The 24,398-nt window shown below is 46.5% G+C and carries 19 protein-coding genes, 2 tRNA genes and 1 rRNA gene; 11 read left to right on the top strand and 11 right to left on the bottom strand.

Annotation, left to right across the window (positions count from 1 at the left end):
• Window positions 1-10: 10 nt before the first annotated feature.
• From ACMXYO_RS02150 to dksA, 3 genes are all read right to left on the bottom strand, one after another.
• Complete coding sequence (locus tag ACMXYO_RS02150; RefSeq protein WP_415886806.1) at window positions 11-2,938, bottom strand: sensor histidine kinase; 2,928 nt, start codon at window positions 2,936-2,938, stop codon at window positions 11-13.
• A gap of 164 nt (window positions 2,939-3,102) precedes the next feature.
• The gene (gene gluQRS / locus ACMXYO_RS02155; protein WP_415886807.1) at window positions 3,103-3,987 is read right to left on the bottom strand and encodes a tRNA glutamyl-Q(34) synthetase GluQRS; all 885 of its coding nucleotides are present in this window, start codon (window positions 3,985-3,987) and stop codon (window positions 3,103-3,105) included.
• 49 nt (window positions 3,988-4,036) lie between these two features.
• A complete protein-coding gene (gene dksA, locus ACMXYO_RS02160; RefSeq protein WP_415883334.1) occupies window positions 4,037-4,465 on the bottom strand; it encodes an RNA polymerase-binding protein DksA in 429 nt (142 codons plus the stop codon).
• 278 nt (window positions 4,466-4,743) lie between these two features.
• On the opposite strand from dksA, the gene ACMXYO_RS02165 reads away from it, so the two are divergent.
• Both ACMXYO_RS02165 and sfsA read left to right on the top strand, forming a co-directional pair.
• Complete coding sequence (locus ACMXYO_RS02165; protein WP_415886808.1) at window positions 4,744-5,907, top strand: pyridoxal phosphate-dependent aminotransferase; 1,164 nt, start codon at window positions 4,744-4,746, stop codon at window positions 5,905-5,907.
• Window positions 5,907-6,608 (top strand): DNA/RNA nuclease SfsA, encoded by a 702-nt coding sequence (gene sfsA / locus ACMXYO_RS02170; protein ID WP_415886809.1) that lies wholly within the window; start codon window positions 5,907-5,909, stop codon window positions 6,606-6,608. Before ACMXYO_RS02165 ends, sfsA begins: the two co-directional genes overlap by 1 nt.
• On the opposite strand, the gene ACMXYO_RS02175 is transcribed toward sfsA, so the two are convergent.
• Together ACMXYO_RS02175 and ACMXYO_RS02180 are read right to left on the bottom strand one after the other, a co-directional pair.
• A complete protein-coding gene (locus tag ACMXYO_RS02175; RefSeq protein WP_415886810.1) occupies window positions 6,605-6,919 on the bottom strand; it encodes a Rieske (2Fe-2S) protein in 315 nt (104 codons plus the stop codon). The two genes, sfsA and ACMXYO_RS02175, sit on opposite strands and share 4 nt — an antisense overlap.
• Window positions 6,919-8,445: an AAA family ATPase gene (locus tag ACMXYO_RS02180; protein ID WP_415886811.1), complete on the bottom strand. Its 1,527-nt coding sequence runs from the start codon at window positions 8,443-8,445 to the stop codon at window positions 6,919-6,921. Before ACMXYO_RS02180 ends, ACMXYO_RS02175 begins: the two co-directional genes overlap by 1 nt.
• A gap of 45 nt (window positions 8,446-8,490) precedes the next feature.
• Here ACMXYO_RS02180 and mrcB point away from each other — a divergent pair, with 45 nt between their 5' ends.
• A complete protein-coding gene (gene mrcB, locus ACMXYO_RS02185) occupies window positions 8,491-10,821 on the top strand; it encodes a penicillin-binding protein 1B (protein WP_415886813.1) in 2,331 nt (776 codons plus the stop codon).
• The gene (locus tag ACMXYO_RS02190; protein WP_415886814.1) at window positions 10,809-11,372 is read left to right on the top strand and encodes a tetratricopeptide repeat protein; all 564 of its coding nucleotides are present in this window, start codon (window positions 10,809-10,811) and stop codon (window positions 11,370-11,372) included. Before mrcB ends, ACMXYO_RS02190 begins: the two co-directional genes overlap by 13 nt.
• 68 nt (window positions 11,373-11,440) lie before the next feature.
• Here ACMXYO_RS02190 and ACMXYO_RS02195 read toward each other — a convergent pair whose 3' ends face one another.
• Genes ACMXYO_RS02195 through ACMXYO_RS02210 form a run of 4 tightly spaced genes read right to left on the bottom strand, consistent with a single transcriptional unit; the run spans window position 11,441 to window position 15,698 of the window.
• Window positions 11,441-12,043, bottom strand: coding sequence for a hypothetical protein (locus ACMXYO_RS02195; RefSeq protein WP_415886816.1), 603 nt, complete (start codon window positions 12,041-12,043; stop codon window positions 11,441-11,443).
• A complete protein-coding gene (hemL, locus tag ACMXYO_RS02200; protein ID WP_415886817.1) occupies window positions 12,040-13,323 on the bottom strand; it encodes a glutamate-1-semialdehyde 2,1-aminomutase in 1,284 nt (427 codons plus the stop codon). The genes ACMXYO_RS02195 and hemL overlap by 4 nt, the downstream gene beginning before the upstream one ends.
• A 17-nt stretch (window positions 13,324-13,340) precedes the next feature.
• The gene (thiE, locus tag ACMXYO_RS02205) at window positions 13,341-13,970 is read right to left on the bottom strand and encodes a thiamine phosphate synthase (RefSeq protein ID WP_415886818.1); all 630 of its coding nucleotides are present in this window, start codon (window positions 13,968-13,970) and stop codon (window positions 13,341-13,343) included.
• A 3-nt stretch (window positions 13,971-13,973) separates the two neighbouring features.
• Window positions 13,974-15,698, bottom strand: coding sequence for a chloride channel protein (locus ACMXYO_RS02210; protein ID WP_415886820.1), 1,725 nt, complete (start codon window positions 15,696-15,698; stop codon window positions 13,974-13,976).
• 85 nt (window positions 15,699-15,783) lie between these two features.
• Here ACMXYO_RS02210 and argC point away from each other — a divergent pair, with 85 nt between their 5' ends.
• The 3 genes from argC (at window position 15,784) to ACMXYO_RS02225 (ending at window position 17,818) form a co-directional block, all read left to right on the top strand.
• Window positions 15,784-16,818: an N-acetyl-gamma-glutamyl-phosphate reductase gene (argC, locus tag ACMXYO_RS02215; RefSeq protein ID WP_415886822.1), complete on the top strand. Its 1,035-nt coding sequence runs from the start codon at window positions 15,784-15,786 to the stop codon at window positions 16,816-16,818.
• Window positions 16,819-16,880: 62 nt separating this feature from the next.
• The gene (gene erpA / locus ACMXYO_RS02220) at window positions 16,881-17,237 is read left to right on the top strand and encodes an iron-sulfur cluster insertion protein ErpA (RefSeq protein ID WP_415883346.1); all 357 of its coding nucleotides are present in this window, start codon (window positions 16,881-16,883) and stop codon (window positions 17,235-17,237) included.
• A 128-nt stretch (window positions 17,238-17,365) separates the two neighbouring features.
• Window positions 17,366-17,818, top strand: coding sequence for a hypothetical protein (locus ACMXYO_RS02225; RefSeq protein ID WP_415886823.1), 453 nt, complete (start codon window positions 17,366-17,368; stop codon window positions 17,816-17,818).
• On the opposite strand, the gene ACMXYO_RS02230 is transcribed toward ACMXYO_RS02225, so the two are convergent.
• Both ACMXYO_RS02230 and ACMXYO_RS02235 read right to left on the bottom strand, forming a co-directional pair.
• Window positions 17,815-18,924 carry an anhydro-N-acetylmuramic acid kinase gene (locus ACMXYO_RS02230; RefSeq protein WP_415886824.1) on the bottom strand — a complete coding sequence of 370 codons (1,110 nt, stop codon included), beginning with the start codon at window positions 18,922-18,924 and terminating at the stop codon, window positions 17,815-17,817. The genes ACMXYO_RS02225 and ACMXYO_RS02230 overlap by 4 nt on opposite strands.
• Before the next feature lie 2 nt (window positions 18,925-18,926).
• Entirely contained in the window at window positions 18,927-20,300 is a 1,374-nt protein-coding gene (locus tag ACMXYO_RS02235) for an OapA family protein (protein ID WP_415886826.1), read from the bottom strand.
• 214 nt (window positions 20,301-20,514) lie between these two features.
• Between ACMXYO_RS02235 and tyrS the strand changes: the two genes are divergently transcribed.
• The 4 genes from tyrS (at window position 20,515) to ACMXYO_RS02255 (ending at window position 24,206) form a co-directional block, all read left to right on the top strand.
• Window positions 20,515-21,810 carry a tyrosine--tRNA ligase gene (gene tyrS / locus ACMXYO_RS02240; RefSeq protein ID WP_415886827.1) on the top strand — a complete coding sequence of 432 codons (1,296 nt, stop codon included), beginning with the start codon at window positions 20,515-20,517 and terminating at the stop codon, window positions 21,808-21,810.
• Window positions 21,811-22,421: 611 nt separating this feature from the next.
• Window positions 22,422-23,961 (top strand): 16S ribosomal RNA (locus ACMXYO_RS02245).
• Window positions 23,962-24,029: 68 nt separating this feature from the next.
• Window positions 24,030-24,106, top strand: a tRNA-Ile gene (locus ACMXYO_RS02250).
• A 24-nt stretch (window positions 24,107-24,130) separates the two neighbouring features.
• Window positions 24,131-24,206, top strand: a tRNA-Ala gene (locus tag ACMXYO_RS02255).
• The last annotated feature ends 192 nt before the right edge of the window (window positions 24,207-24,398 follow it).

Genomic DNA, 24,398 nt, shown 5'->3' on the forward strand with positions numbered 1-24,398 from the left:
TCTCATCCCACTATCCTGCGCTGTCGGGATCTTCTGTCCACTTTAAGCGAGGGAGCGTTATTACCACTTGAGTGCCTTTATTCTGCTTGTTGTTGGCTGGGCTTATAATTTCAATATTACCACAATGTTCTTCAATAATATTGTAAACCAAAGATAGACCCAAACCTGTACCCTGACCAGGGTCTTTTGTGGTAAAGAACGGTTCAAAGAGGCGTTCTTGGGATTCGGCTGATATACCGCTGCCTTCATCGGTTACTCGAAGCTCTACGGTTTCAATATTCTCATTGGCATGGAGCCAGATACGCCCACCTTCAGGTGAGGCATCGCTGGCATTTTGAATCAGGTTTACAAAGATTTGATGAAGTTGTTGTGGATCACCACTAACACGAAGCTCATCGGGTATCTGATTGATGTACTGTTGTTGCTTGCCATGGCTATCCAAAGACATTAGGTGAATAGCTTCTTCAGCACATTGCGCGAGAGATACCGGTACTTGCTCTCGTTCCGCTTCTGGGCGACCTGCATGTGCGAATCTGACAAGGGACTGAACGATACGGCTGATGCGTTTGGTTTGATCGACGATATGATCGCCGGTTTCAAGAATATAATCGTTATCTGTTTCTAGCTTCAGATTCTGTGCTAGACAAGCGATCCCCGTTACAGGGTTGCCAATCTCGTGGGCAACACCCGCAGCAAAGCGGCCGATAGATGCAAGTCGTTCGTTATGGCCGAGCTTGTCCTGCATGATTTTAGTGTCGGTCTCGTCTTCTAGGAGCAACACCATACCGATATCCCGACGCTCTTTAAGGATCGATTTGTGCAAACTGAACCAATGAGTTTGTTCATTTAAGTTCAGTTTTTGACTCAGCTTGTGATCACTATCCGCATGAGCGAACTCTTCTAAAATAGTGCTCCAAGTATCGGTATGGCTTTGCAGCGGCGTACCAATAATCTCTTCCGCTTTAATTTGGGTCAGACGTTCCATCTCACTATTCCAGAATAGCACCTGTCCAGAGGTATCAAGTGTACAGACCCCGACCGGGAGCTTTTGCAGCGTTAGGCGATGGTAACGGCGCATTTCATCAAGTTCGGCCGCAAGACCAGTTAAACGTTCTTGATAGTTTTCCAGCTGGTTTTCAATCAGGTGGGTATTACTGGCTTTGAAAGTAATTGGATCGGAAGGATGATCTAAAGGCTCAAGTAAAGCAGCGGCTTCTATAGGCCCAAGCAAGCCTGAAAGGTTAGTTTCAAGCGTTGTTCGAAGGCGTAACAGATCGATCGGACGCACAGTTTGCGATTGTATATTGAGGCTCTCTAATGCTTTTTGAACTTCGCGTTCTGCGGTTTTTCGGCCTAAACGGCTAGACAGTAGATCGGTAAAGTCATCGATTCTGGAAACGCGGAGGTGATTGGAACTTGGCTTTTGTAACGCGTTCATCAAACAGGATTGTGCGGCCCTACGCTCATCTTCTGATTGAGGGAAGATTAGAGAGACTACGGTCAGAAGAGCAGTGTTTAGCATCAGCGACAGAATCGCAATATGGTCCCAGTTATCTGTATCTAAATCGAAAGGTACCAATTCGCTGGCGGAGCTATCTAGAAGCGGAACTAACATTGTTAGCAGCCAGATCCCCATGCCAGCGGATAAACCTATGAGTAGACCCCAGCGGTTAGCTCTGGACCAGAACAGGGTGGATAGTAACCCCGGCAAGAACTGTAAAAAGGCCACTACAGCAACCACACCCATCTGATGTAGGGCAAAGTCCGTTCCTATCTGGCGATAGAAAAGATAGCTGGCCAGTAGCATCGCCATGATTAAACTGCGTCTCAGCCATAATAACCAAGCATAGAAACGAGGGGTTTTCGGTTTTGGGACTAACGGCAGGATAACGTGGTTCTGAATCATCGAAGCCATAGCCACGGTTGCCACAATCATAATGCCGCTGGCTGCTGATAAACCACCGATAAATGCCAAGACCGTAAGCCAAGTAGAGTCTAAGAAAACACCCATGTTCAAAAGGATGAATTGTGATTCACCGTCTACACCTAGTGCTTCCCCCGCCCAAAGGATGGGGGGAACTGCAGCTGCAAGCAGAAACAGAAACAGCGGCATCGCCCATGTGGCTTTATAGAGTGTTTCGTCAGAAGAATTTTCGGTAAACAGCATGTGGAACATATGAGGCATCACAATTGCTGCGGTGAAAAATGCCAGTAGTAAGGTTCGCCAAGCGTCGCTGTCTACAGGAGCTTCTAAGCGCTTTATCGATTCTGGATGGCTGGTTATATAGTCATTAACGCCTTCTACTCCACCTAAGACGCCAAAGATTGCAAAACCAGCAATTACCAGAAGTGCGATCAATTTAATCAGTGACTCAACTGCCATGGCCACCATCAGGCCTTGATGGGTTGTGCGCAAAGAGGCGTGACGTGCACCGAATAAAATCGAAAAGAGGGCGATAACAAAGCAAAAGCCTAAGCCGATCTGGTCAACGCTGAATTGGTCATTTAGCAGATACAGGGCATCGGTCACCGCTTGTATCTGAATTGAGAGCATCGGGAGAGTGGCGATGACCGTCAGTATGGCTGTAATAGTACCAACTGCCCCGCTGCGAAAACGAAAGGCGAGTAGGTCGGGTAGCGAGCTAAGTTGGTATGTCCTCGATATCCTGAGGATAGGGATCAGCAGTACCGGACCTAAGATAAAGGTGACAACAGCGCCTAGATATGAAGCTAAAAAACTATATCCCGATTCTTGCGCCAGTCCAAAGGCGCCATAGAACGTCCATACGCTGGCATATACCCCGATAGAAAGTACGTGGGTAAATGGATGGTGCACTAACTGTTTGGGTAATAGTCCTCTCTCGGTAAGGTAGGCCGTACCAAAGAGAAAGAGCAGATAAGCAACTCCGATCAGGATGAGTAATGGAAGACTAAACATCTCTCGGTCTCCGCTCGATCAGGAAGGCTAATAAGATAATAAGAAACCAAGCAACGTAAGGAAGATACCAAGGTGTTGTCAGGCTCTGCCAGCTATCAATAATGAGGGGTAATACCATGTATAAACCGGGTATCAATAAAAGTAGGACTCGGTGGAAATACATCTTACGACTCGTTTAGTAGCGGCTTACTGAGTGTTGGTTTTATTTTGCGTATATCCCAGTTTGCAATCGCCCACTCCAGTAGTTCATCTCTACTTGCGTATAGCAGTTCTCGTGGTGGTTCTTGATCTAAGAATTGCAAAGCTTTAAATAAAACTGGAATGGGATCGGTGGTTTCTAGTGCTGGTGCAAAGGTTTGCTTACTTAGCTTTTGACCTTCGGCGTTGGTCGCGACAGGAATATGTGCATAAGCGGGTGTTGGATAACCTAACAGCTGTTGTAGATGAATCTGTTTCGCCGTTTCATCTAGTAAGTCTGAGCCGCGCACAATATGTGTGATGCCTTGTAGATAATCGTCGATAGTAACGGCGAGTTGGTAGGAGTAAAAACCATCACGGCGGAATACAACAAAGTCGCCCGTACTACTTAAATTATAGGCATGGGGGCCTTGGATAATATCGCGAAAACTAATGAGCGTACCGCTGCTGTTGATCCGAATGGCAGCGTTGGCATCTTGCTCCGGTGGGTGCATTAAACAATGTTGATCATACACCAAATTATCGCAACGGCTTAGGATCTCTTTGCGTGAACAGGAACAGGGGTAAGCGTGATGAGCTTCTAGCAGTTCCTGCAGTACTGGCGCATAGAGTTCAAGGCGTTCGCTTTGAAGGCTGAGCTCACCATCCCAATAAAGACCGTAACTTTCCAGCAACAGTGGAAATTGTTCTTTGACGTCTGGCTGTTCGCGAGGAGGATCTAAATCTTCGATGCGTAAAAGCCATTCACCCTCGTGGGCACGTGCATCCAAAAAACTGGCGAGTGCAGCAAGGAGTGAACCAAAATGCAATGGCCCAGTAGGGGATGGGGCAAATCGGCCGATATAGGTCACGATAAATACTTAAAGCTAAGCCAGTTATATAAACTGGCTTAGTTTAGATTTAGCCGCCGACTTGTTTTTCTTTGATCTCCGCCAGCGTTTTGCAATCGATACACAAAGACGCTGTAGGTCGAGCTTCGAGACGACGAACGCCAATTTCGATACCGCAAGCATCGCAATAGCCGTATTCATCTTCGTCGATCAGCTCAAGCGATTCATTGATCTTTTTGATCAATTTACGTTCGCGGTCACGAGTACGTAGCTCAAGGCTGAATTCTTCTTCCTGGCTAGCTCGATCGCTTGGATCTGCAAAATTTGAAGGCTCTTCGCGCAGGTGGTGGATAGTGCTATCCACTTCTTCCATCAGTTCTTGTTTCCAAGCACCTAGGATTGCACGGAAGTGATCCTTCTGTTTCTCATTCATGTATTCCTCACCCTCAACTAGCGGGTAAGGATCAATATGTGTGAAAGATTCGCTCTTGTTTGGCATAAGCGCTGCCTCACTCTCTTTCTTCCGTAAGCCACCTTAAGGGTGACTTCACTTGCCTGTGTTTAGTTATGCAATAAATACATTGATTTAGCATAGAAGGCAGGCAAATTACCAGATGCCTCGCCGTTTCGCTAGCCCTAAATGTATTCTATTGATACTAAAAGACATCTCATTAGGTTTAGTTCACCTTGAAGCGCTTGTAAATAGGCGCTCTAGGCGGGATATTCGTAAATGGTCTGAGGTATACTGCCATTTTTAGTGTTTGATCAGGTATTCGCATGGTATTCCGTCCTTCCCAACGTGTTGCAGAAATTGAGTCTTTTAAAGTGATGGACTTGCTGAAACGGGCTAAGCAACTTGATGATGCTGGATGTGACGTTATCCATATGGAGGTGGGTGAGCCTGATTTTGCAACAGCACCATTGATTGCAGAAACAGCCAAAGCGGCGATTGATAGCGGCCTGACTCAGTATACGCCTGCCGCGGGTATTCCTGAGTTACGCGAGGCGATCAGTCAGTGGTATGCCACGAAATATGGGCTAGATGTCTCCCCTGATCGGATCGTTGTAACCACCGGCGCTTCCAGCGCTTTGTTGATGGCGTTCTCTTTGCTCGCTGATGCAGGGCAGTCGTTTATGATGGCTGACCCGGGTTACCCATGTAATCGCCAGTTCCTGCGCTTTTTAGAAGCTAAATCTCAGTTAGTGCCGACCAATGCAGAAGATAATTTCCAGTTAAACGCTGAGTTGATCGAACAGCATTGGCAAGCTAATACCGCTGGGGTGCTGTTAGCTTCTCCTGCTAATCCAACCGGTATGGTTGTTCATCGGGATGAGTTAACTGATATTGCGGCGACTGTTAAAAAACTAGGTGGTCATCTCGTTGTTGATGAACTCTATCATGGGCTTACCTACGGAACAGATGCACCAAGTGCATTAGAGATCGATAAGAATACCTTTGTAATTAATAGTTTTTCTAAATATTTTGGGATGACGGGTTGGCGTTTAGGCTGGCTGGTGGCGCCTGAGGAGGCTGCGCCGGAATTAGAAAAATTAGCGCAGAATTTGATGATATCGCCAAACACGGTTTCGCAATATGCAGCGCTGGCTGCATTTGAGCCTGAAACGATTTCTGAATTGGAACGTAGGCGTTTTGAGTTCCAAAAACGTCGTGATCTTCTAGTGTCTGGATTAAGAGAATTAGACTTTGATCTGCCTGTTACCCCAGAGGGGGCATTCTATGTTTATGCGGGCGCTAAGCACCTTACCGATAATACCTTCGATTATTGTTGGTCGTTGTTGGAAGAGGATCATATAGCGACTACCCCGGGATTGGATTTTGGTCAGCACCGTAGTCAGGAATTTATTCGATTCTCTTACACTACAGGATTGGATCGCATTCAGTTGATGCTAGAACGTTTAGGTAAGAGGATTCAGAAATAATGCAGTTTGAAAATCTAATCGAAGGACGTTTGATTAAGCGTTATAAGCGTTTCCTCGCTGATGTTGTTTTGTCCGATGGTCGCGAAGTTACGATCCATTGTCCGAACACGGGTTCCATGAAAAACTGCGCTGATCCAGATAGCCGTGTTTGGGTGCATGACAGTGGCAATCCTAAACGTAAATACCCATTGGGTTGGGAGCTGGTGGAAGTTGAAGAGCAGTATCTCGCCTGTATCAATACCGGTTTGGCGAACAAGCTGATTCGCGAAGGGGTTGAACAAGGGGTGATCACTCAACTGCAGGGCTACTCGGATATTCGTCAAGAGGTTAAGTATGGTGAAAACAGCCGTATTGATCTCTTGTTGGAAGATGAAGAGAAAGGTCGAGCATGGGTGGAAGTGAAAAATGTTACTTTGCTTGAATCTGATAACTGGGGAAGCTTCCCAGATGCAGTGACTAAGCGTGGCGCTAAGCATTTGCAGGAGTTAATGGCGATGGTGGAGCAAGGTGACCGCGCTGTGATGCTGTTTTGTGTGCCTCACACAGGGATTCAACAGGTACGCCCTGCCGATCAGATCGATCCAGAATATGGCCGCTTACTGCGTGAGGCAATAGAGGCTGGGGTAGAAGTAATCGCTTATGCTGCGGATATCTCGCCTGAACAGATCAGTATTCAGCGTGAGATTCCGGTAATCACTTAGCCGAGGATTACTTGGCCGCCATCTAAGGTAAATGGGATGGCGGTTAGGCTATCTTCAATACAAGGGCCTGAGATGCATTCGCCACTGTCAATTTTGAAAAGCGCGCCATGGGTCGCACACTGGATGAAGGTTTTGTCGTAATCTAGAAACTGATCAGGCTGCCATTCCAGAGGGATGCTGCGATGTGGACAGCTATTTTCATAGACGTATAACTCACCACGGTATTTTACCGCGAAAAGCTTTTTACCTTCGCACTCAAACCCTTTAGCCTGACCTTCAGTAATCTCATCAATGTGGCATAAGGCTGTCATTAGAAAATTACCTCTTGGATTCGCAGCTGCTCTAATAAACGTACGATCGCTTCATCATCGTCGGTATCGATTGAAAGAGTAAGTGCTCGCTCCTCTTCTGTTAGAGGCTGGGCAAGCTGTTGTTGTTCCAGCATAACCGCAATATCAGCATCGGAAGCATCGGAGCCTTCATTGGATCGGCGCTTCAAACGGGCTTCAATCAGTTTTTGCTCGCATTCGCAGCTGATAATGCGAATAGGTATACCGAGTTTCTCAGCCAGTTCGATATAGTTCTGACGTGTTCTTTGGCGCAAACAAGTTGCATCTACAATCACTGAGTAGCCGTTACGTAACAGCTCTGCGCTGGTATCAAAAAGATGATTGAAGGTATGGGCGTTCATTTGTGGACCATACAGATCAATCTTTTCCCCTTTTAAGCTCAACTCGCGGAAAAGACGTTTGCGCTCAACATCAGAACGGATACGAATAGTATCTGTTTGATCAACGAGTTGCTGGCTTAAGTGACTCTTGCCACTGCCTGAAATGCCATGCATCAAAAACAGTGCTGGTTTTGGTGCGCGAGCATAGTAATCGGTTAGACGCAGATAGCGGCGCAGGGTTTGTAGGTCGTGATGCTCGCCTAGTACTGCAACCTTTGCGCGAACCATGGAACGGTACGCTTTATAGAAATTAAGCAGAGGTAGGGCATTGTAATCGCCACTGATTTCTAAGTAGCGATTTAAGCAGCGATTGGCCCACCGGAATTCACCGTTGGCTTCCAGATCCATAAGGAGAAAAGCAAGATCGCAAATGCTATCGATCCAGCGGAACTGTAAGTTAAATTCGATACAGTCAAATAGCCTTAGCTTATCATGGAAAAGAGTAATGTTGGCTAAATGAAGGTCGCCATGGCATTCACGAATATGACCGGATTGCTTGCGTTGTTCAATCAGCGGGGTCAGTTTGCGGAACTGCTGCGCAGTATAATGGGATAGCTTTTGTACTTTATGCCAGTCATCTAGTTCGTCGATAGCATCGGTGATATGGCTGAAGTTATCGGAGACAACTTCCCAAATTGTTTCCGCTTCACCCCAAGGGCTGTCTTGCGCCACAATCGGAATACGCTGGTGAAAATCAGCAATCTGTTCGGCTAATGTATCGATCCAGCTAGCTTCAAAACGGTGATTGGCTAAAAGGAGATCAAGGCGTTGAGAGTGATCAAATTGCTGCATTTGAACAGCATATTCAATGATCTCTTCATCGCCTTCTGGATTGAATATCGGATTCTCAGCACTGCCGCCAATACTGATGACTTGCAGGTAGATATCAGGCGCTAATCGTTGATTGAGACGTAGCTCTTCCTCACAGAAGTGCTGACGCTTCTCTAGCGTGGTAAAATCCAGAAAACCGAAATCCACTGGCTTTTTAACCTTATAGGCATATTCGCCTGTTAAGATCAGCCAGGAAATGTGGGTTTCTATCACCTCAATCTGGTCGACTGGATGCGGATAGAACGAAGCTTGTTTTAGAGAGTCGATTAGGGTCATAAACGTACTGATATACCTGCTAAGGGAAGGCATTATACTGAGCCAATGGCAAAAAAGAGAGCACCAAAATCGTCAAGTCGTGGCAAAAGCACTAAAAAACCACGCAGTTTCCTGAAAAAGTTTCTTATCTTTCTGTTCAAACTGTCCCTTTTGGGCATGGTGATTGGCGGAATCGGTTTGATCTATCTGGATGTCCAAGTCAAAAGTAAGTTTGAGGGTAAACGCTGGGCATTGCCTGCCAAAGTGTATGCGCGGCCTCTTGAGTTGTATCCCGGGCAGGTATTAGATCGTCAAGCGTTAAAGGATGAACTGAAAGGCTTGGGCTACCGATTTGTAAATCGTGCGGATAAACCGGGGATGGTAGAATGGGCATCTAGTCGTGCTCGTGTATATACCCGTGGATTCAGCTTCCCTGATGGTGATGAGAGTGCACAGCGATTATTGCTGAGTTTTAATGGCAATCAGTTAGTGTCGATTAAAGATGGTCGTGGTTCCATCGTTCCGTTAAGTCGCCTAGAGCCGATCCTGATCGGTGGTATTTATCCTCGAGATAATGAAGATCGTGACCTGATTCGTTTGGATCAAGCACCACAACTGCTTTTAGACTCATTGATTCAGATAGAGGATCGCGATTATTACAACCACTTCGGTGTATCTCCGAAAGGTATCGCGCGTGCAATGTGGGTTAATCTTAAGGCGCGTCGCTTTATTCAGGGTGGTAGTACCCTGACACAGCAGTTGATCAAAAACTTCTATCTAACATCCGATCGAACCTTGGCGCGTAAGCTAATGGAGATCCCGATGGCGGTGCTATTGGATCTTCGCTACAGCAAAGATGAGATTCTAGAGGCCTATCTGAACGAGGTTTACTTAGGGCAATCGGGCTCCCGTGCAGTGCATGGTTTTGGTCTGGCGAGTCAGTATTACTTTGCCCAGCCTATTAATGAATTGAAACTTCATCAGGTCGCGCTATTGGCTGGTATGGTGAAAGGGCCATCTTACTTCGATCCAAGGCGCCACCCTGAACGTGCTAAAGCGCGTCGTGATCTGGTGTTGAAAGTACTGCAAGAACAGGGCGTGATCAGCATGAAAGATCGTCTAGATGCTGAGAAACGTGGATTAGGTGTGGTTAAACAGCGTAGCCTGCATAAAGGTGCTTACCCTGCATATCTTGATCTTGTAAAACGTCAGTTGCGTGAAGAGTATTCTGAAGATTTGCTTAGTTCAGAAGGTTTGCGAGTATTCACTAGCTTAGACCCAATGGTTCAGGCTAATACTGCAGCGGCGCTGACCAAAACGATCGGTAACTTAAAGAAGCGCTACGGTAAACCAGTCACTGCACTGCAGGGCGGTATCGTGGTCACCGATCCGCAAACTGGTGAGGTGTTGGCATTGGTGGGCGGTAAAAACGCCCGCTACCAAGGTTTTAACCGTGCTTTAGATGCGCGCCGTCCAATCGGTTCTTTGGTGAAACCAGCAGTCTTTTTGGCAGGGTTGGAAGAGGGTTATACCTTGGCTTCTCTGTTGGATGATCAGCCAATTAGCGTACCGCTTGCAGGCGGTAATAGTTGGGTGCCGCAGAACTTTGATCGTCAAAGCCACGGTAAAGTGCCGCTTTATCTATCCTTAGCAAAATCCTATAACCAGAGTACTGCTCAATTAGGCATGGATATAGGTTTGCCGAAAGTGATCGATACCTTAGAACGATTAGGTATCTCTCGTGATCCCAAGCCTTATCCCTCGCTTTTACTGGGCGCGGAGTCGATGAGCCTATTTGAGATTGCGACGGTTTATCAAACGATTGCTGCTAATGGTTTTAGAACGCCGATGCGTGCTATTCGTTTGGTTACAGATTCTGAAGGGCAGGAGCTTTCTCGCTATCCTTTTGAAGTGAAACAAGTGGTAACTGCGGAGAATATGCATCTGATTCAATACGCGTTGCAAGCGGTTACCCGCGAAGGTACAGGGCGTTATATCTATAGCCGCCTCCCGGGGTCAATCAATGTGGCGGGTAAGACAGGAACCAGTAATGGTCAACGCGATAGTTGGTTTGCTGGTTTTGCCGGGGACCGCATGGCAGTGGTCTGGTTGGGTCTGGACGACAATGACAAACTGCCATTTACCGGCTCGGGAGGAGCATTACGGGTTTGGACCGAGTTAATGGTCAAAGAACGACCACAGTCGTTTATGGCGGTTCAGCCAGAAGAGATTGAGTATCACTGGGTTGAAGAAAAAACAGGTTTGATCTCTGCCGAACAGTGTCAGGGTGTGCGACAATTGCCGTTCATAAAAGGTACAGCTCCGCAAGATTACGCTGAATGTGCCGGAAATCAGCAACAAGAATCTATGGATTGGTTTGAACGATGGTTCAGATAATTAAGCGTTATAAAACAGCTGGAGCACTTTTAACAGCGTTGGCTTTGACTGGGTGTGTGAGTGGAACAGGAGTATACCGTCCCCCTGTAGAGGATCGATCAGGGCAAGATGGCGTTATTCAGTCAGCCGAATCTGCTACGGGTGTTCAAATCAAACCTACGGTTGTTCGAGAATCGCGAACTGAGAAGCCTGTCGCCGTACCAGTTCCAACGCCTGTGACTGCTCGAGCTCAAAACCCTGCTGTCATTGCTCTGTTAAACAACGCAAACCAGCAGAAAAATAGAGGGGCAATGCAGGCGGCTGAAAGTAGCCTTGAGCGTGCGCAACGGATCGCTCCTAGGGATCCGGAAATCTATTACCAATGGGCTGATGTTCGTCGCCTTGAAGGTCAGTGGGCTCAAGCCGAGCAAATGGCTCTCAAAGGTACAAATATGGCCATTGGTGATGTCGTTATGTTGCGAAGATTGTGGTTGCTGATTGCGGATATTCGTCAAAGTTCAGGTGATCGTTCTGGAGCAAATGCTGCCCGGACTAAAGCGCTGAACTACTAATCGGATAAGTACTAAAAAGCAGCCTAAATGGCTGCTTTTTTATGCGTGAAATATCTGGTCGAGACAGCTTAAGGAAGCTTTTCTTTTCCAAGGGCTATGCTCAAAAGTATCAGAGCAACAGCAAGCACTGAATGATACAGAGCTGGGTCGGCCAAATGAGGCATTAGAGATGCCTGACTATAGACAAGCGTCGAAACTGCAATTGCAATTGCGGATGCAGTACCTGCCGCTTTAGTGATTAGAGGCTGCATTCTCAAACAGCTGATTAACAACGCAAGTGCAGATAGTCCTGCAAGCGCTTGGCTGTAGGTGATCCCTACTTCGCTTCGGCGACAGAGTTCAAATAGAGCGAACAATACTAATAACCAGCGTCCCCATGCTGCACGTGACCACTCCTTCTTCCAAGCACAATCAAACATGGCGCTTGCTATTAAAGGAATTGCCGCAAAGTAAGCTAGGTTATCAAGCAGGCGCCTGAACGTGACTGAATCCTGATCTGTTCCTTGTAGCAGTAGTGCCCCAGTACCTGAGCAAGCGATAAAAGCAGCTGATAGGCTAATGACCATACTGGCAGTATGATCATGTTTCTCGCCTACTCTATAACTGCGTCCTGCTAAAAAAAGAGCGCTGGCAATAAGAAGAGCATTGCCAGCTATGATCGCTAAGGTCATTTTAGATTCGCAAAAACGTGGTCAGCCGCTGCGAGTGTTTTCTCAATATCTTCCTGCGTGTGTGCAGCAGACACAAAGCCCGCTTCAAATGCTGAAGGGGCTAGATATACGCCTTGCTCAAGCATGCCGTGGAAGAATTTAGAGAAACGATCTGCATCGCACGCCATAGTTTCAGCGAAACTAGTCACTTGCTCTTGATCAGTGAAGAACAAGCCGAACATGCCACCGACACGGCTAGTGGTAAATGGAATACCATTTGCGATCGCTACCGCTTCTAGACCTTCGGTTAGTAGTTCTACTTTTGCACTTAGTTGCTCGTAGAAACCAGGTTTTGAAACAGCGTTCAGCATCGCTAGGCCTGCAGCCATCGCGAGTGGGTTACCGGAAAGTGTACCCGCTTGGTAAACGGCACCTAGCGGAGCGATATGCTCCATAATCTCTTTCTTACCACCAAACGCGCCTACTGGTAAGCCACCACCAATAACTTTACCAAGCGTTGTTAGGTCAGGTGTTACGTTGTAAACAGATTGTGCGCCACCTAGGGCGACACGGAAGCCTGTCATTACTTCGTCAAAGATAAGAACCGTACCGTATTCGTCACATACTTCACGAAGGCCTTCTAGGAAGCCAGGAAGCGGGGGAATGCAGTTCATGTTGCCGGCTACCGGTTCAACGATAATACACGCGATCTGATCACCGATCTCTGCGAATGCTTTACGAACGCTGTCGATATCGTTGTGAGTCAGAGTGATGGTGTGTTCAGCAAGAGAAGCTGGAACGCCAGGAGAGCTAGGCTCGCCTAAAGTCAGCATGCCGGAGCCTGCTTTAACTAACAGAGAGTCGGAGTGACCGTGGTAGCAGCCTTCAAACTTAACGATTTTATCGCGCTTAGTGTAACCACGTGCCAGACGGATCGCACTCATCGTCGCTTCTGTACCAGAGCTAACCATACGCACCATGTCTAAAGATGGCATGATCTTACAAACCTTGTTTGCCATCTCGATTTCGATCTCAGTTGGCGCGCCAAAGCCTAGACCATTATCTAAAGAAGCGCGTACGGCATCGATTACTTCACTGTTGCAATGACCTAAGATCATTGGTCCCCAAGAGCCAACGTAGTCGATGTATTTGTTACCGTCTTCATCAAACAAGTAAGCGCCTTCGCCTTGTTTGAAGAAGATTGGGGTGCCGCCTACACCTTTAAATGCACGCACAGGAGAGTTAACTCCACCGGGAATGTGAACTTGAGCTGCTTGGAAAAGTTCTTCTGAACGGGACATCTTTATTCTCTCTGAAATCAATTAGTGAAGAGCTGGTGGAACTGTTTTGCTGCTGCAGTCACTTTTTTGTTCGCGTATAGCGCATGTATGACGGCAACCATATCGGCACCTGCTGTTACAATCTGGTCGGCATTATCCACGCTAATGCCTCCAATCGCCACTATTGGCAAATTAACTTTGTCTTTTACATCTTTAACCAAGGATAGAGGGGCAGGCTTGGCATTAGGTTTGGTTTTCGATGGGAAGAATGCGCCGAATGCTAAATATGAAGCACCGGCTTGTTGGGCTTTTAAGGCCAGCTCCAACGAATCATGGCAGGTCACACCAATGATCGTGTCTTCACCCAGCATTTCACGAGCTTCCTCTATTGCGCCATCGCTTTGTCCCAAGTGTACGCCTGCGGCACCAATCCCTGCAGCCAAGCCCGCATCATCATTGATGATGAGTGGGATTTTGTTCTTTTTGCAAATGAGGTTCAAAGCCGATGCTTGCTCAACGCGTTTTTTAAGATCGGATGATTTATCTCGATACTGAATGATATTCGCGCCGCCCTGTATGCTTTGTTCGACTTTGCGCAGCATGGTTTCAGTGTCGGGCATTAGGTCGGAATCAGTAATGCCGTATAGGCCTTTTAAGTTAAATTTCATAGATCAACTTTTACGGTAAAAATCATTTATTTGATCACGTGTTAATAAACCCACGATCTGTTGTAAGGAGTTTGTGACGCAAAGGGCATCAACGGTTTCGCTGTCCATCAGATCAAGTGCTTCTTGAAGTGTGGCTTTGCTATCAATGCTTAAACTATCTAGGCGTAGGGCTGCGATTTCCATCACATGGATGTCTGTCATCTCACCTTTATGTTGTTGTAGGTAAAGATGAAGGTCTCCAGGAGATAGAAGGGTATGGCCGTCGCTTTGTGAAACAAGTATCCAGTCTGGTGATGCGGCAAGAACCCCTTCGGCACTTTCTTTAGAGATGATGGAGTTACATTTTACATAGTTAGTTAGCATCAGGCTTTGTACAGCAGAGCTATTTAAAATCTGAGAAAGTGGTTTATGGCGATAATCCAAACCTTGTAAGCGCATGTTGGTTACAAAAATTGATGGCATATTAAAGATGTAACGGGCGATCAGATTGGAGACAACAATCGAAATCATTGCCGGAAAAATGATGTTGGGATTGGCAGATAATTCCAATATCGCGACTAGTGCAGCCATGGGAGCGTTGACGACCGCACCCATCATACTACCCATGCCAAGCAGGGCGTAAAAGCCAGGTTGGGCAACCTCTTGGTCGGCGATATTTGCACCAATGATGCCTAAGGCCCCCCCCGCTAAAGCGCCAATAAATAATGCGGGGCCAATGAGGCCAGCAGGTACGCCAAGGCCAAGTGCGATTGGAGTGGCGATGCATTTCGCTAACAATATGCCACCAATAAGAAGCAGGCTTAATTGCCCCTGCATCACTGCATCCAGCGTGTCATAGCCTAGTCCCATAATCTGAGGGTAAAACACCGCAGCGGAGCCAGTTAGAATACCTGCACTAAGTAATTTGGTCTTATAACTTAAATTTAACTGATTGGAGCGAGTCATAGTGGCGCGCATCAGTGCGATAAAGAGCACAGCGAATAACCCAATAATAACGCCCAGAAATGCAACGTAGGGTATCTCCTGTAGAGACTCTATATGTAATGGAGGTACAGTAAGAAGTAGCTCTTTGCCAAACATTAGCTGTACAACCAATGTGGCGGTTGCAGCCGCAACGATAACCGGCATAAAGCCGATTACGGTGTATTCCAGAAGTACGACCTCCATTGCAAATACAACACCTGCTAATGGTGTGTTAAACGTGGCTGCTATGCCTGCTGCCGTTCCGCAGCCAGCTAAAATACGTAAGGTATTATTCGGTAGGTTAAGCTTCTGACCTAACTGGCTGCCACAAGCTGCGCCTAAGTGAACAGCCGGCCCCTCTTTACCTGCTGAGTGCCCAAATACTAGTGCAATGGTTGCTGTTATTAGTTGTACTAATGCGTTACGAAAAGGCAATTTGCTCTGATGGTACGCCATTCGCTCCAGTAAATGAGCTACACCTACTTTTCGTCTGACTGGATCGACCCGCGATAACACAATGATGATCAGCAGGCTGCCGATTATGGGTAGTGAAAAATGCAACCAACTAGGTAGCTCTTCAAAATTTTCACTATCGTTACCGGGAAGAAATGAAGTTAAAGGCAGTTCCAGCATGTAACGAAAAAGGCCCAAAACTAGGCCGCACAGCAATCCGCAGAGTAGTCCGAGAACAACCATCTGCGGTAAAGCTTCGTTATGGGCTAAGCGATAACGAAAATTCTCTAAGGAAAAGCTCTTTTTGGGCATAGACTCGATTATTTATTAATAGTCATAAGGGTCTTAGTTTCTGTATTATACGTTACCAGTTTTTCATCCCTTATGAGAGGTTCCTGTGATTAAGGTAGGTATTGTAGGCGGTACCGGTTATACCGGTGTAGAGTTACTTCGTTTGTTGGCAAATCATCCTCAGGCAAAAGTAGAGGTTATTACTTCTCGCTCAGAGGAAGGCGTCAGTGTCGCTGATATGTATCCCAACCTTCGAGGACACCACGATCTGCGCTTTACCGTACCTGATGTGGGAACGCTAAGTGGTTGCGATGTTGTTTTCTTTGCGACACCTCATGGGGTTGCCATGAATATGGCTGCCGAGCTTGTTGGTAAGGGTGTTAAAGTCATTGATCTAGGCGCTGACTTCAGAATCAAGGATCTGGAGCTTTGGTCTAAGTGGTATGGCATGGAGCATACTCAACCAGAGATGGCTGAATTGGCTGTATACGGCTTGCCGGAAGTAAATCGTGAACAGATCAAAGATGCGCAACTGATTGCTTGCCCAGGTTGTTACCCAACTGCGACACAGCTTGCTTATTTGCCGTTATTGGAAAACAAGCTGATCGATCACCGTCGTCTAATTGCTGACTGTAAATCAGGTGTAAGTGGTGCTGGTCGTGGTGCGAAAGTTGGTATGTTGTTGTGCGAAGCGAGCGAAAGCATGATGGCTTATGGTGTGCCGGGTCATCGTCACCTGCCTGAAATTAAGCAAGGTCTTGCGTTAGTAGCAGAGCGTCCAGTGCATCTGACGTTTGTTCCGCACCTAACGCCAATGATTCGTGGCATCCATTCTACCTGCTACGGCGTATTAAAAGATCCTGTTGATCATGATCTACAAGCGATCTTTGAAGAACGTTACGCAAATGAGCCATTTGTTGATGTTATGCCTGCAGGTAGTCATCCACAAACAAGAAGTGTTAAAGGTGCGAACGTTTGCCGTATCAGCGTTCATCGTCCTCAAGGTGAAGACACGGTGGTTGTGTTATCTGTGATTGATAACCTTGTTAAAGGTGCTGCGGGTCAGGCGGTTCAGAACATGAACATCATGTTTGGTTTTGAAGAGACAGCCGGTCTGAATGTTGTTGGCTTAATACCTTAATACTTGACTAAATTAGTCGGTTAAGGTGATAATTGTGCTCAGCTTAATTGAGTATGGTCGTTATGATAGAAACAGTTGATCCAATTGCAGAGCCAGAGATGGTATTTACTACTTCTGCCGCTGCTAAAGTAAAATCTCTTATGGAAGAGGAAGAGAATAATAGCCTGAAGTTACGTGTATTTATCACGGGCGGCGGCTGTGCCGGTTTCTCTTACGGCTTCACTTTTGATGAAAACGCTGCAGATGATGACACTGTAATTGAGCGTGATGGGGTGTTCATGGTGGTGGATCCGATGAGCTTTCAATATTTAGTTGGTTCTGAAGTGGACTTTAAAGAAGGTCTACAAGGTTCTCAGTTTGTGATTAATAATCCGAACGCTACAACAACCTGTGGTTGTGGTTCATCCTTCTCTATCTAGCTGTTTCTGTTTAGCTGAGTCTAAGCTTACATACGATAGTAATAGGTGATCCCTTGTTATGAGGGGGCCTATTACTATATCTTCTACTCTGTCGTAGGTTATTAATTTAAGTCCTCTAGGGGAATAATATGCGTCAGTTGGTCTTTTCTGTTTTTTGTATGCTTTTTTCTGGCTTGCTGATGGCTCAGCCACAGCAGTCGCCTGTATCTCCAGATGTCGCTAATGATCGTTATTTGGCGTTGATCAAAAAACACACGCCTAGTGAAGTTGAAATGCTTTTTCAAAGAGCGAGTATGCTCGTTGATGAGGTGGAGAATCTTTCATCCTACGAACCGATCGTGTTTGTTTTGCATGGTGATGAAGCGCATGCCTTCCGGCATCAGAATATGAATCAGTACAAAAGCTTGTTAGAGCTTGCTGAGCGATTAGATTCCAATAATGTGATCGATATCCGTGTATGTGAAACATGGATGCGAGCGAATGGTGTCGAGCGCTCAGAGCTACCTGCGTTTATCGATACGATTCCACTAGGTCCTGCAGAACAGGTTAGGCTTCGCCAACAAGGCTATCTATACTTTTAGGCTTGATAGATAGCGCCTAGAATTCGATTACCTTTTGCGCCGGTAACATTTGGATTGTTGCCGGCTTTTCCATCTAAGCAGCGCATAGCTAACCAAGCAAAGGCTGCTGCTTCCATCCAATCTGCATCAATACCGATATCGCCACTGTTACTGACGTTAATGGCTGGCAATAGATAAGATATGCGTTGCGTAAGTGCCTGATTGAAACTACCGCCACCACAGATATATAGCTCAAATACCTGACTAGGAATGTGTGCTTTTATAGCATCGGTTATGCTGGTGGCGGTCAATTCAAGTAGAGTGCGTTGTACATCTTCCGCTTTAATCTCTGGAAGCGTGGCTAGTGTTTGTTTTAACCAGACTAAATTGAACTGTTCCCTGCCAGTGCTTTTAGGTGGAGGTTCGGAAAAATACTCGATAGAGCTTAATTGCTCTAAAAGACTCTCATTAATGGAGCCGGATAATGCCCATTCGCCATTATGATCGAAGGGAAGGTCTCGACAGTGCTTGATCCACGCATCTAATAAAACGTTACCTGGACCTGTATCAAAGCCAAGAATACTTTGTTCTTCGGATTTTGGAAGGAAAGTAAGGTTGGCCATCCCACCGATATTCAGCAGAATACGATTGTAGTTATGTGAATGCAGCATTGCATGATGAAACGCCGGAACCAATGGCGCGCCTTGACCATTGGCAGCCATATCGCGACGTCGAAAATCTGCCACAGTGGTGATACCCGTTAGTTCAGCAATTTGGTTTGCGTCACCTATTTGCAAAGTGAAACCAAATTCTGGGCGGTGGCGGATGGTTTGGCCGTGGCTACCGATTGCTGAAACTTGTTCAGCAGATAAACCGTTTTTGCTTAAAAGATCATTTACGGCTTTGGCGAAGAGTTCGCCTAAGGATTTATCTACTTTGCCCATTAAATCAATTTCATGATCACCGGGCTGGGTAAGTGTCAAAATATCGTTCTTTAACGTTGCTGGGATCTCTTCAGCGTGCGTAGCTACCATTTCAAAATTTGGTGTAAATCTAACTGCAACTGCGTCGATACCATCCAGGCTGGTACCTGACATTAACCCAATAAATAGATCCTTCTGGCTCATACTTAACGATTGCTCTGTGCAAGTGTGGTGGCTTGGTGAGTTTCAAGCTGAGCTAATAAGCTACTCGCTGTTTCTGTGAAGTTACTTCGCTCTGCTTTAGCGATAGGAGAAGCTTGTGGCAATTTAACCGTCAGAGGGTTCTTGTGAACGCCATTGACGCGAAACTCGTAATGAAGGTGAGGGCCGCTCGCAAGGCCTGTTTGACCAACAAAGCCAATCACTTGGCCTTGCTTAACGCGAGTGCCTACACGTTGTCCGCGTTTAAAATTACTCATGTGGGCATAAAGGGTGGTGATATTGCTACCGTGTTGGACGATTACAACATTGCCAAATCCGCCTTTTCTGCCACGGAATGTGATTTTTCCTTCACCAGCGACTTTAATTGGTGTGCCTGTTCGAGCGGCATAATCAACGCCCTTGTGAGCGCGAATGCGATTAAGTACCGGATGTTTACGGCTGAGACTAAAGCGTGAGCTGATGCGGGCAAAATCTACCGGCGAGCGAAGGAAGGCTTTGCGCATACTATAGCCTTCAGGCGTGTAGTAGCTGCTATCGCCTTCGGTATTGGTATAACGAAGAGCTGTGAATTTATTGCCTCTGTTAGTAAATTGAGCAGCAACGATAGGGCCTTCGCCAATTTTCTCGCCATCTAGATAATGTTCTTCATAAATAAGACTGAAATCGTCGTTTTTACGAATATCTAGGACGAAGTCTACGTCCCAGCCAAAGATGCTGGCGAGCTCCATTATCTTCTTGCTGGAAAGTCCAGCTTCTTCACCGGCTAAAAAAAGCGAGTCTTTGATTGTACCGGCTGTGAATTGCTGTCTGACTTCGGGCGTTCTGATAACAGAATTAATCTGGAAGGCGCTGTTAGCATCGGTATATAGCAGGGTATATTTCAGCTTGGATTCGATGTGTTTGAGTTTACTTAATTTGCCGTTCTCAATCACGAAGCTTAATGTCTGACCAGGGAATAGACGGGTGAAGGCTTTGGTTTCTTTACCTGCAGCAGCTACATGGTAAACATCACGTGGTGTCAGTCCTGCCTTTTTAAACATGGACGTTAAATTGTCACCATTGCCAACAGTGTATTCGACCCAATTATCTTCAGGTATGGAAGGAGTTACAGCAGATGCTTGAGCTGGATTAGTTTTGATAACTGTTTCGGTTGATGTTGTTTTTTTGCTAGAAATAGTTGATTCAGTAGATACCAGTGGCGCAGTAGGTGGAGCGGTTGGTAGATCCCCGCGAGTCGCTTCAACTTCTTGTGATGGAAGCAGTAAAAGAGTCAGGCCTAAAATAAGTACGCAGGCACTGACGGCCACTAAGTGAACCGTGGGGAAGTTTCCACGGAACTGTTTAACGCGATTTAGCACCCTATACCCCTTCATTATTATATTGGGTTGCTGAAAATTAAGCGTTGCATTATGCCACTGTCATTAAAGAAAGTCGGCTTAGTTGAATAAAACTTAAGGATTGCTTAACGATAACTCACAAAAATTGCTGAGAACTTATTTGTTTGCAGGCTTAGCAAGGGCTAAAATAGCCGCTTCGAATTTTTAGCCGTAATTTAAAGGGCAAGCAAAAGCAATGAGTGAAGCACTATTAAACGACCTACAAGCGCGCGGGCTAGTTGCGCAGATGACAAGCGAAGAAGATTTGGCAAAGCATCTTGCTGAAGGCAGTGTGACTCTTTATTGCGGCTTCGACCCTACAGCAGATAGTTTACATATTGGTAGTCTTGTACCACTACTAACACTAAAGCGTTTTCAAGAGTTTGGTCACAAGCCGCTTGCACTTGTGGGTGGGGCGACTGGTCTGATTGGTGATCCAAGCTTCAAAGCGCAAGAACGTAAGTTAAATGATGATTCAACAGTAGCAGGTTGGGTTGAGAAGCTTAAAGCGCAGGTTAGTGCATTTGTTGATTTCGACTGCGGCGCTAATAGTGCTGAGGTTGTGAATAACCTGGATTGGACGCAAAACATAAATGTTCTAACTTTCTTGCGTGATATCGGTAAACACTTCTCTGTTAACCAGATGATTGCTAAAGAGTCAGTAAAGCAGCGTATTGATCGTGAAGGTGAGGGTATCTCTTTCACTGAATTTACTTACATGATTTTGCAATCGTATGACTTCCAGCAGTTAAATGCTTCTCATGGCTGTACTCTACAGATCGGTGGTTCTGATCAGTGGGGCAATATTACAGGTGGTACTGAACTGACTCGTCGTATGAATGGAAATCAAGCATTTGGTTTGACGCTGCCGCTTATCACTAAATCAGACGGTACCAAATTCGGTAAAACTGAATCGGGTACTATCTGGCTAGATGCAAACAAAACATCTCCGTATGCTTTCTACCAGTTCTGGCTACAAACGGCAGATGCAGATGTTTACCGTTTCCTTAAGTACTTCACATTCTTGCCAGTAACAGATATCGAAGCGCTAGAGAAAGAAGATGCTGAGCGCCAAGGTCGTCCAGAAGGTCAGCGCGTTCTAGCAGAAGAGGTAACGCGTCTTGTTCATGGTGACGAAGGTTTGGCTGCGGCTAAGCGTATTACAGAAGCGTTGTTCTCCGGTGAAACATCCGAACTAAGCGAACAAGATTATGCGCAACTAGCTCAAGACGGTTTGCCATCATCTGTGATTAACCCAGAAGAACTGGCTGAAACACCGTTAACGACAATCTTGTCAGAAGCGGGTATGGCGCCAGGCGGCAAGCAAGTTAAAGATGCTCTACAGCGAAATGCGGTTATTGTTAACGGAAACGCACACGGCTTTGAAGATAATATGAAAGCGACAGAAGTGTTTGCAGAATCAAATGCGCGCTTTGGTAAGTATTTCTTAGTTAAGCTAGGTAAAAAGAAACACCATCTTTTCTCTCTTTAAGTTATAAAAGAGAAAATAGAGAAGGCGTTGAGGTAAAACTCAGCGCCTTTTTTGTATCTATTGACTAGTATTTATACGCCGTTGGTTGGTCTTTGATCGATTCGGGGTTGTTTTGTAAGTTTTTTACAACTTTTTACACTTTTTTTAAGATTGGGTGTTGACCCTTTTTCAGATGTCTGTAGAATTCGCCGTCCTTGCTTAGGGAGGCCGCTTTTTAAGGGGCTGCAGAGCTGAGTGAGGTGCTTGGTAAGTGGTTGAAAACATTGGTTTTTAAGATTGCTTACGGAGTAGGATTCAAAGTCCGGTTGCTGAGTAAAAACTTTTTACAAAATTGCAAAATAAACGGTTGACTTTGAATGAGCGCAAAGTAGAATATGCGCCTCGCTTGAGACGAACAGCACGCAGTGTTGAAGGTCAAAAAAGCAACGCTCTTTAACAATTTGATCAGATAATTCGTGTGGGCGCTTGTTGAGAAGAAGCAAACTTTTTCTAGACAAGCAACCAAGTGAATTCATTTAAAGCGATTTACAAAGGTTTAACGTTCTTAAGAATGTTATCCGGTTGTTTAGTACTAGAGCCCGTTACCACATTCCTGGTAACACAAATGATTTAAACTGAAGAGTTTGATCATGGCTCAGATTGAACGCTGGCGGCAGGCCTAACACATGCAAGTCGAACGGTAACATGACTAGCTTGCTAGTTGATGACGAGTGGCGGACGGGTGAGTAACGCGTAGGAATCTACCCAGTAGCGGGGGATAAGCCAGAGAAATTTGGTCTAATACCGCATACGCCCTACGGGGGAAAGCAGGGGATCTTCGGACCTTGCACTATTGGATGAGCCTGCGTGAGATTAGCTAGTTGGTGAGGTAATGGCTCACCAAGGCGACGATCTCTAGCTGGTCTGAGAGGATGATCAGCCACACTGGAACTGAGACACGGTCCAGACTCCTACGGGAGGCAGCAGTGGGGAATATTGCACAATGGGCGCAAGCCTGATGCAGCCATGCCGCGTGTGTGAAGAAGGCCCTAGGGTTGTAAAGCACTTTCAGCAGTGAGGAAAGGTTAGTAGTTAATACCTGCTAGCTGTGACGTTAACTGCAGAAGAAGCACCGGCTAACTCCGTGCCAGCAGCCGCGGTAATACGGAGGGTGCGAGCGTTAATCGGAATTACTGGGCGTAAAGCGCGCGTAGGTGGATTGGTCAGTCAGATGTGAAAGCCCAGGGCTCAACCTTGGAACTGCACCTGATACTGCCAATCTAGAGTACGGTAGAGGGTAGTGGAATTTCCTGTGTAGCGGTGAAATGCGTAGATATAGGAAGGAACACCAGTGGCGAAGGCGACTACCTGGACCGATACTGACACTGAGGTGCGAAAGCGTGGGGAGCAAACAGGATTAGATACCCTGGTAGTCCACGCCGTAAACGATGTCTACTAGCCGTTGGGAGACTTGATCTTTTAGTGGCGCAGCTAACGCGATAAGTAGACCGCCTGGGGAGTACGGCCGCAAGGTTAAAACTCAAATGAATTGACGGGGGCCCGCACAAGCGGTGGAGCATGTGGTTTAATTCGACGCAACGCGAAGAACCTTACCAACTCTTGACATCCAGAGAAGTTACTAGAGATAGTTTCGTGCCTTCGGGAACTCTGAGACAGGTGCTGCATGGCTGTCGTCAGCTCGTGTTGTGAAATGTTGGGTTAAGTCCCGTAACGAGCGCAACCCTTGTCCTTATTTGCCAGCACTTCGGGTGGGAACTCTAAGGAGACTGCCGGTGACAAACCGGAGGAAGGTGGGGACGACGTCAAGTCATCATGGCCCTTACGAGTTGGGCTACACACGTGCTACAATGGCCGGTACAGAGGGCCGCGAACCTGCGAGGGTAAGCTAATCTCAGAAAACCGGTCGTAGTCCGGATTGGAGTCTGCAACTCGACTCCATGAAGTCGGAATCGCTAGTAATCGCGAATCAGAATGTCGCGGTGAATACGTTCCCGGGCCTTGTACACACCGCCCGTCACACCATGGGAGTGGATTGCACCAGAAGTAGCTAGCTTAACCTTCGGGAGGGCGGTTACCACGGTGTGGTTCATGACTGGGGTGAAGTCGTAACAAGGTAGCCCTAGGGGAACCTGGGGCTGGATCACCTCCTTAAACGAAAGCCGATTCTCGGCAAGCGTTCACACGAATTATCTGATCAGAGAAGTTAAGAGCAACGGTGTAGGCTTGTAGCTCAGCTGGTTAGAGCGCACCCCTGATAAGGGTGAGGTCGGTGGTTCAAGTCCACTCAGGCCTACCAATCAATAGCCTTACTGTTTTTCTTGGGGCTATAGCTCAGCTGGGAGAGCGCCTGCTTTGCACGCAGGAGGTCTGCGGTTCGATCCCGCATAGCTCCACCATCATCCTTGTGGATGAGAAAGGAAGAGTTTTAAAACATATTGTCGGTTTTGACATTATCTTTTAAAGCTTTTTTGCTTTAAACGCTCTTTAACAATTTGGATTTGATTCATTTGATTTAGATTTAAGACATGTAGTTTTACTGCATGCGCCAATTCGGCGAAATCTATCGTTACTAGCAATACAAGTTACTG

The organism is Neptuniibacter sp. QD37_6 (assembly GCF_047778085.1).
Taxonomy (GTDB): Bacteria; Pseudomonadota; Gammaproteobacteria; order Pseudomonadales; family Balneatricaceae; genus Neptuniibacter.

Coding starts and splice junctions, on each gene's coding strand:
- ACMXYO_RS02150 (WP_415886806.1), bottom strand. CDS start 2,938: ATGTTTAGTCTTCCATTACTCATCCTGATCGGAGTTGCTTATCTGCTC.
- dksA (WP_415883334.1), bottom strand. CDS start 4,465: ATGCCAAACAAGAGCGAATCTTTCACACATATTGATCCTTACCCGCTA.
- ACMXYO_RS02165 (WP_415886808.1), top strand. CDS start 4,744: ATGGTATTCCGTCCTTCCCAACGTGTTGCAGAAATTGAGTCTTTTAAA.
- sfsA (WP_415886809.1), top strand. CDS start 5,907: ATGCAGTTTGAAAATCTAATCGAAGGACGTTTGATTAAGCGTTATAAG.
- ACMXYO_RS02175 (WP_415886810.1), bottom strand. CDS start 6,919: ATGACAGCCTTATGCCACATTGATGAGATTACTGAAGGTCAGGCTAAA.
- ACMXYO_RS02180 (WP_415886811.1), bottom strand. CDS start 8,445: ATGACCCTAATCGACTCTCTAAAACAAGCTTCGTTCTATCCGCATCCA.
- mrcB (WP_415886813.1), top strand. CDS start 8,491: ATGGCAAAAAAGAGAGCACCAAAATCGTCAAGTCGTGGCAAAAGCACT.
- ACMXYO_RS02190 (WP_415886814.1), top strand. CDS start 10,809: ATGGTTCAGATAATTAAGCGTTATAAAACAGCTGGAGCACTTTTAACA.
- ACMXYO_RS02195 (WP_415886816.1), bottom strand. CDS start 12,043: ATGACCTTAGCGATCATAGCTGGCAATGCTCTTCTTATTGCCAGCGCT.
- hemL (WP_415886817.1), bottom strand. CDS start 13,323: ATGTCCCGTTCAGAAGAACTTTTCCAAGCAGCTCAAGTTCACATTCCC.
- thiE (WP_415886818.1), bottom strand. CDS start 13,970: ATGAAATTTAACTTAAAAGGCCTATACGGCATTACTGATTCCGACCTA.
- ACMXYO_RS02210 (WP_415886820.1), bottom strand. CDS start 15,698: ATGCCCAAAAAGAGCTTTTCCTTAGAGAATTTTCGTTATCGCTTAGCC.
- erpA (WP_415883346.1), top strand. CDS start 16,881: ATGATAGAAACAGTTGATCCAATTGCAGAGCCAGAGATGGTATTTACT.
- ACMXYO_RS02225 (WP_415886823.1), top strand. CDS start 17,366: ATGCGTCAGTTGGTCTTTTCTGTTTTTTGTATGCTTTTTTCTGGCTTG.
- ACMXYO_RS02230 (WP_415886824.1), bottom strand. CDS start 18,924: ATGAGCCAGAAGGATCTATTTATTGGGTTAATGTCAGGTACCAGCCTG.
- tyrS (WP_415886827.1), top strand. CDS start 20,515: ATGAGTGAAGCACTATTAAACGACCTACAAGCGCGCGGGCTAGTTGCG.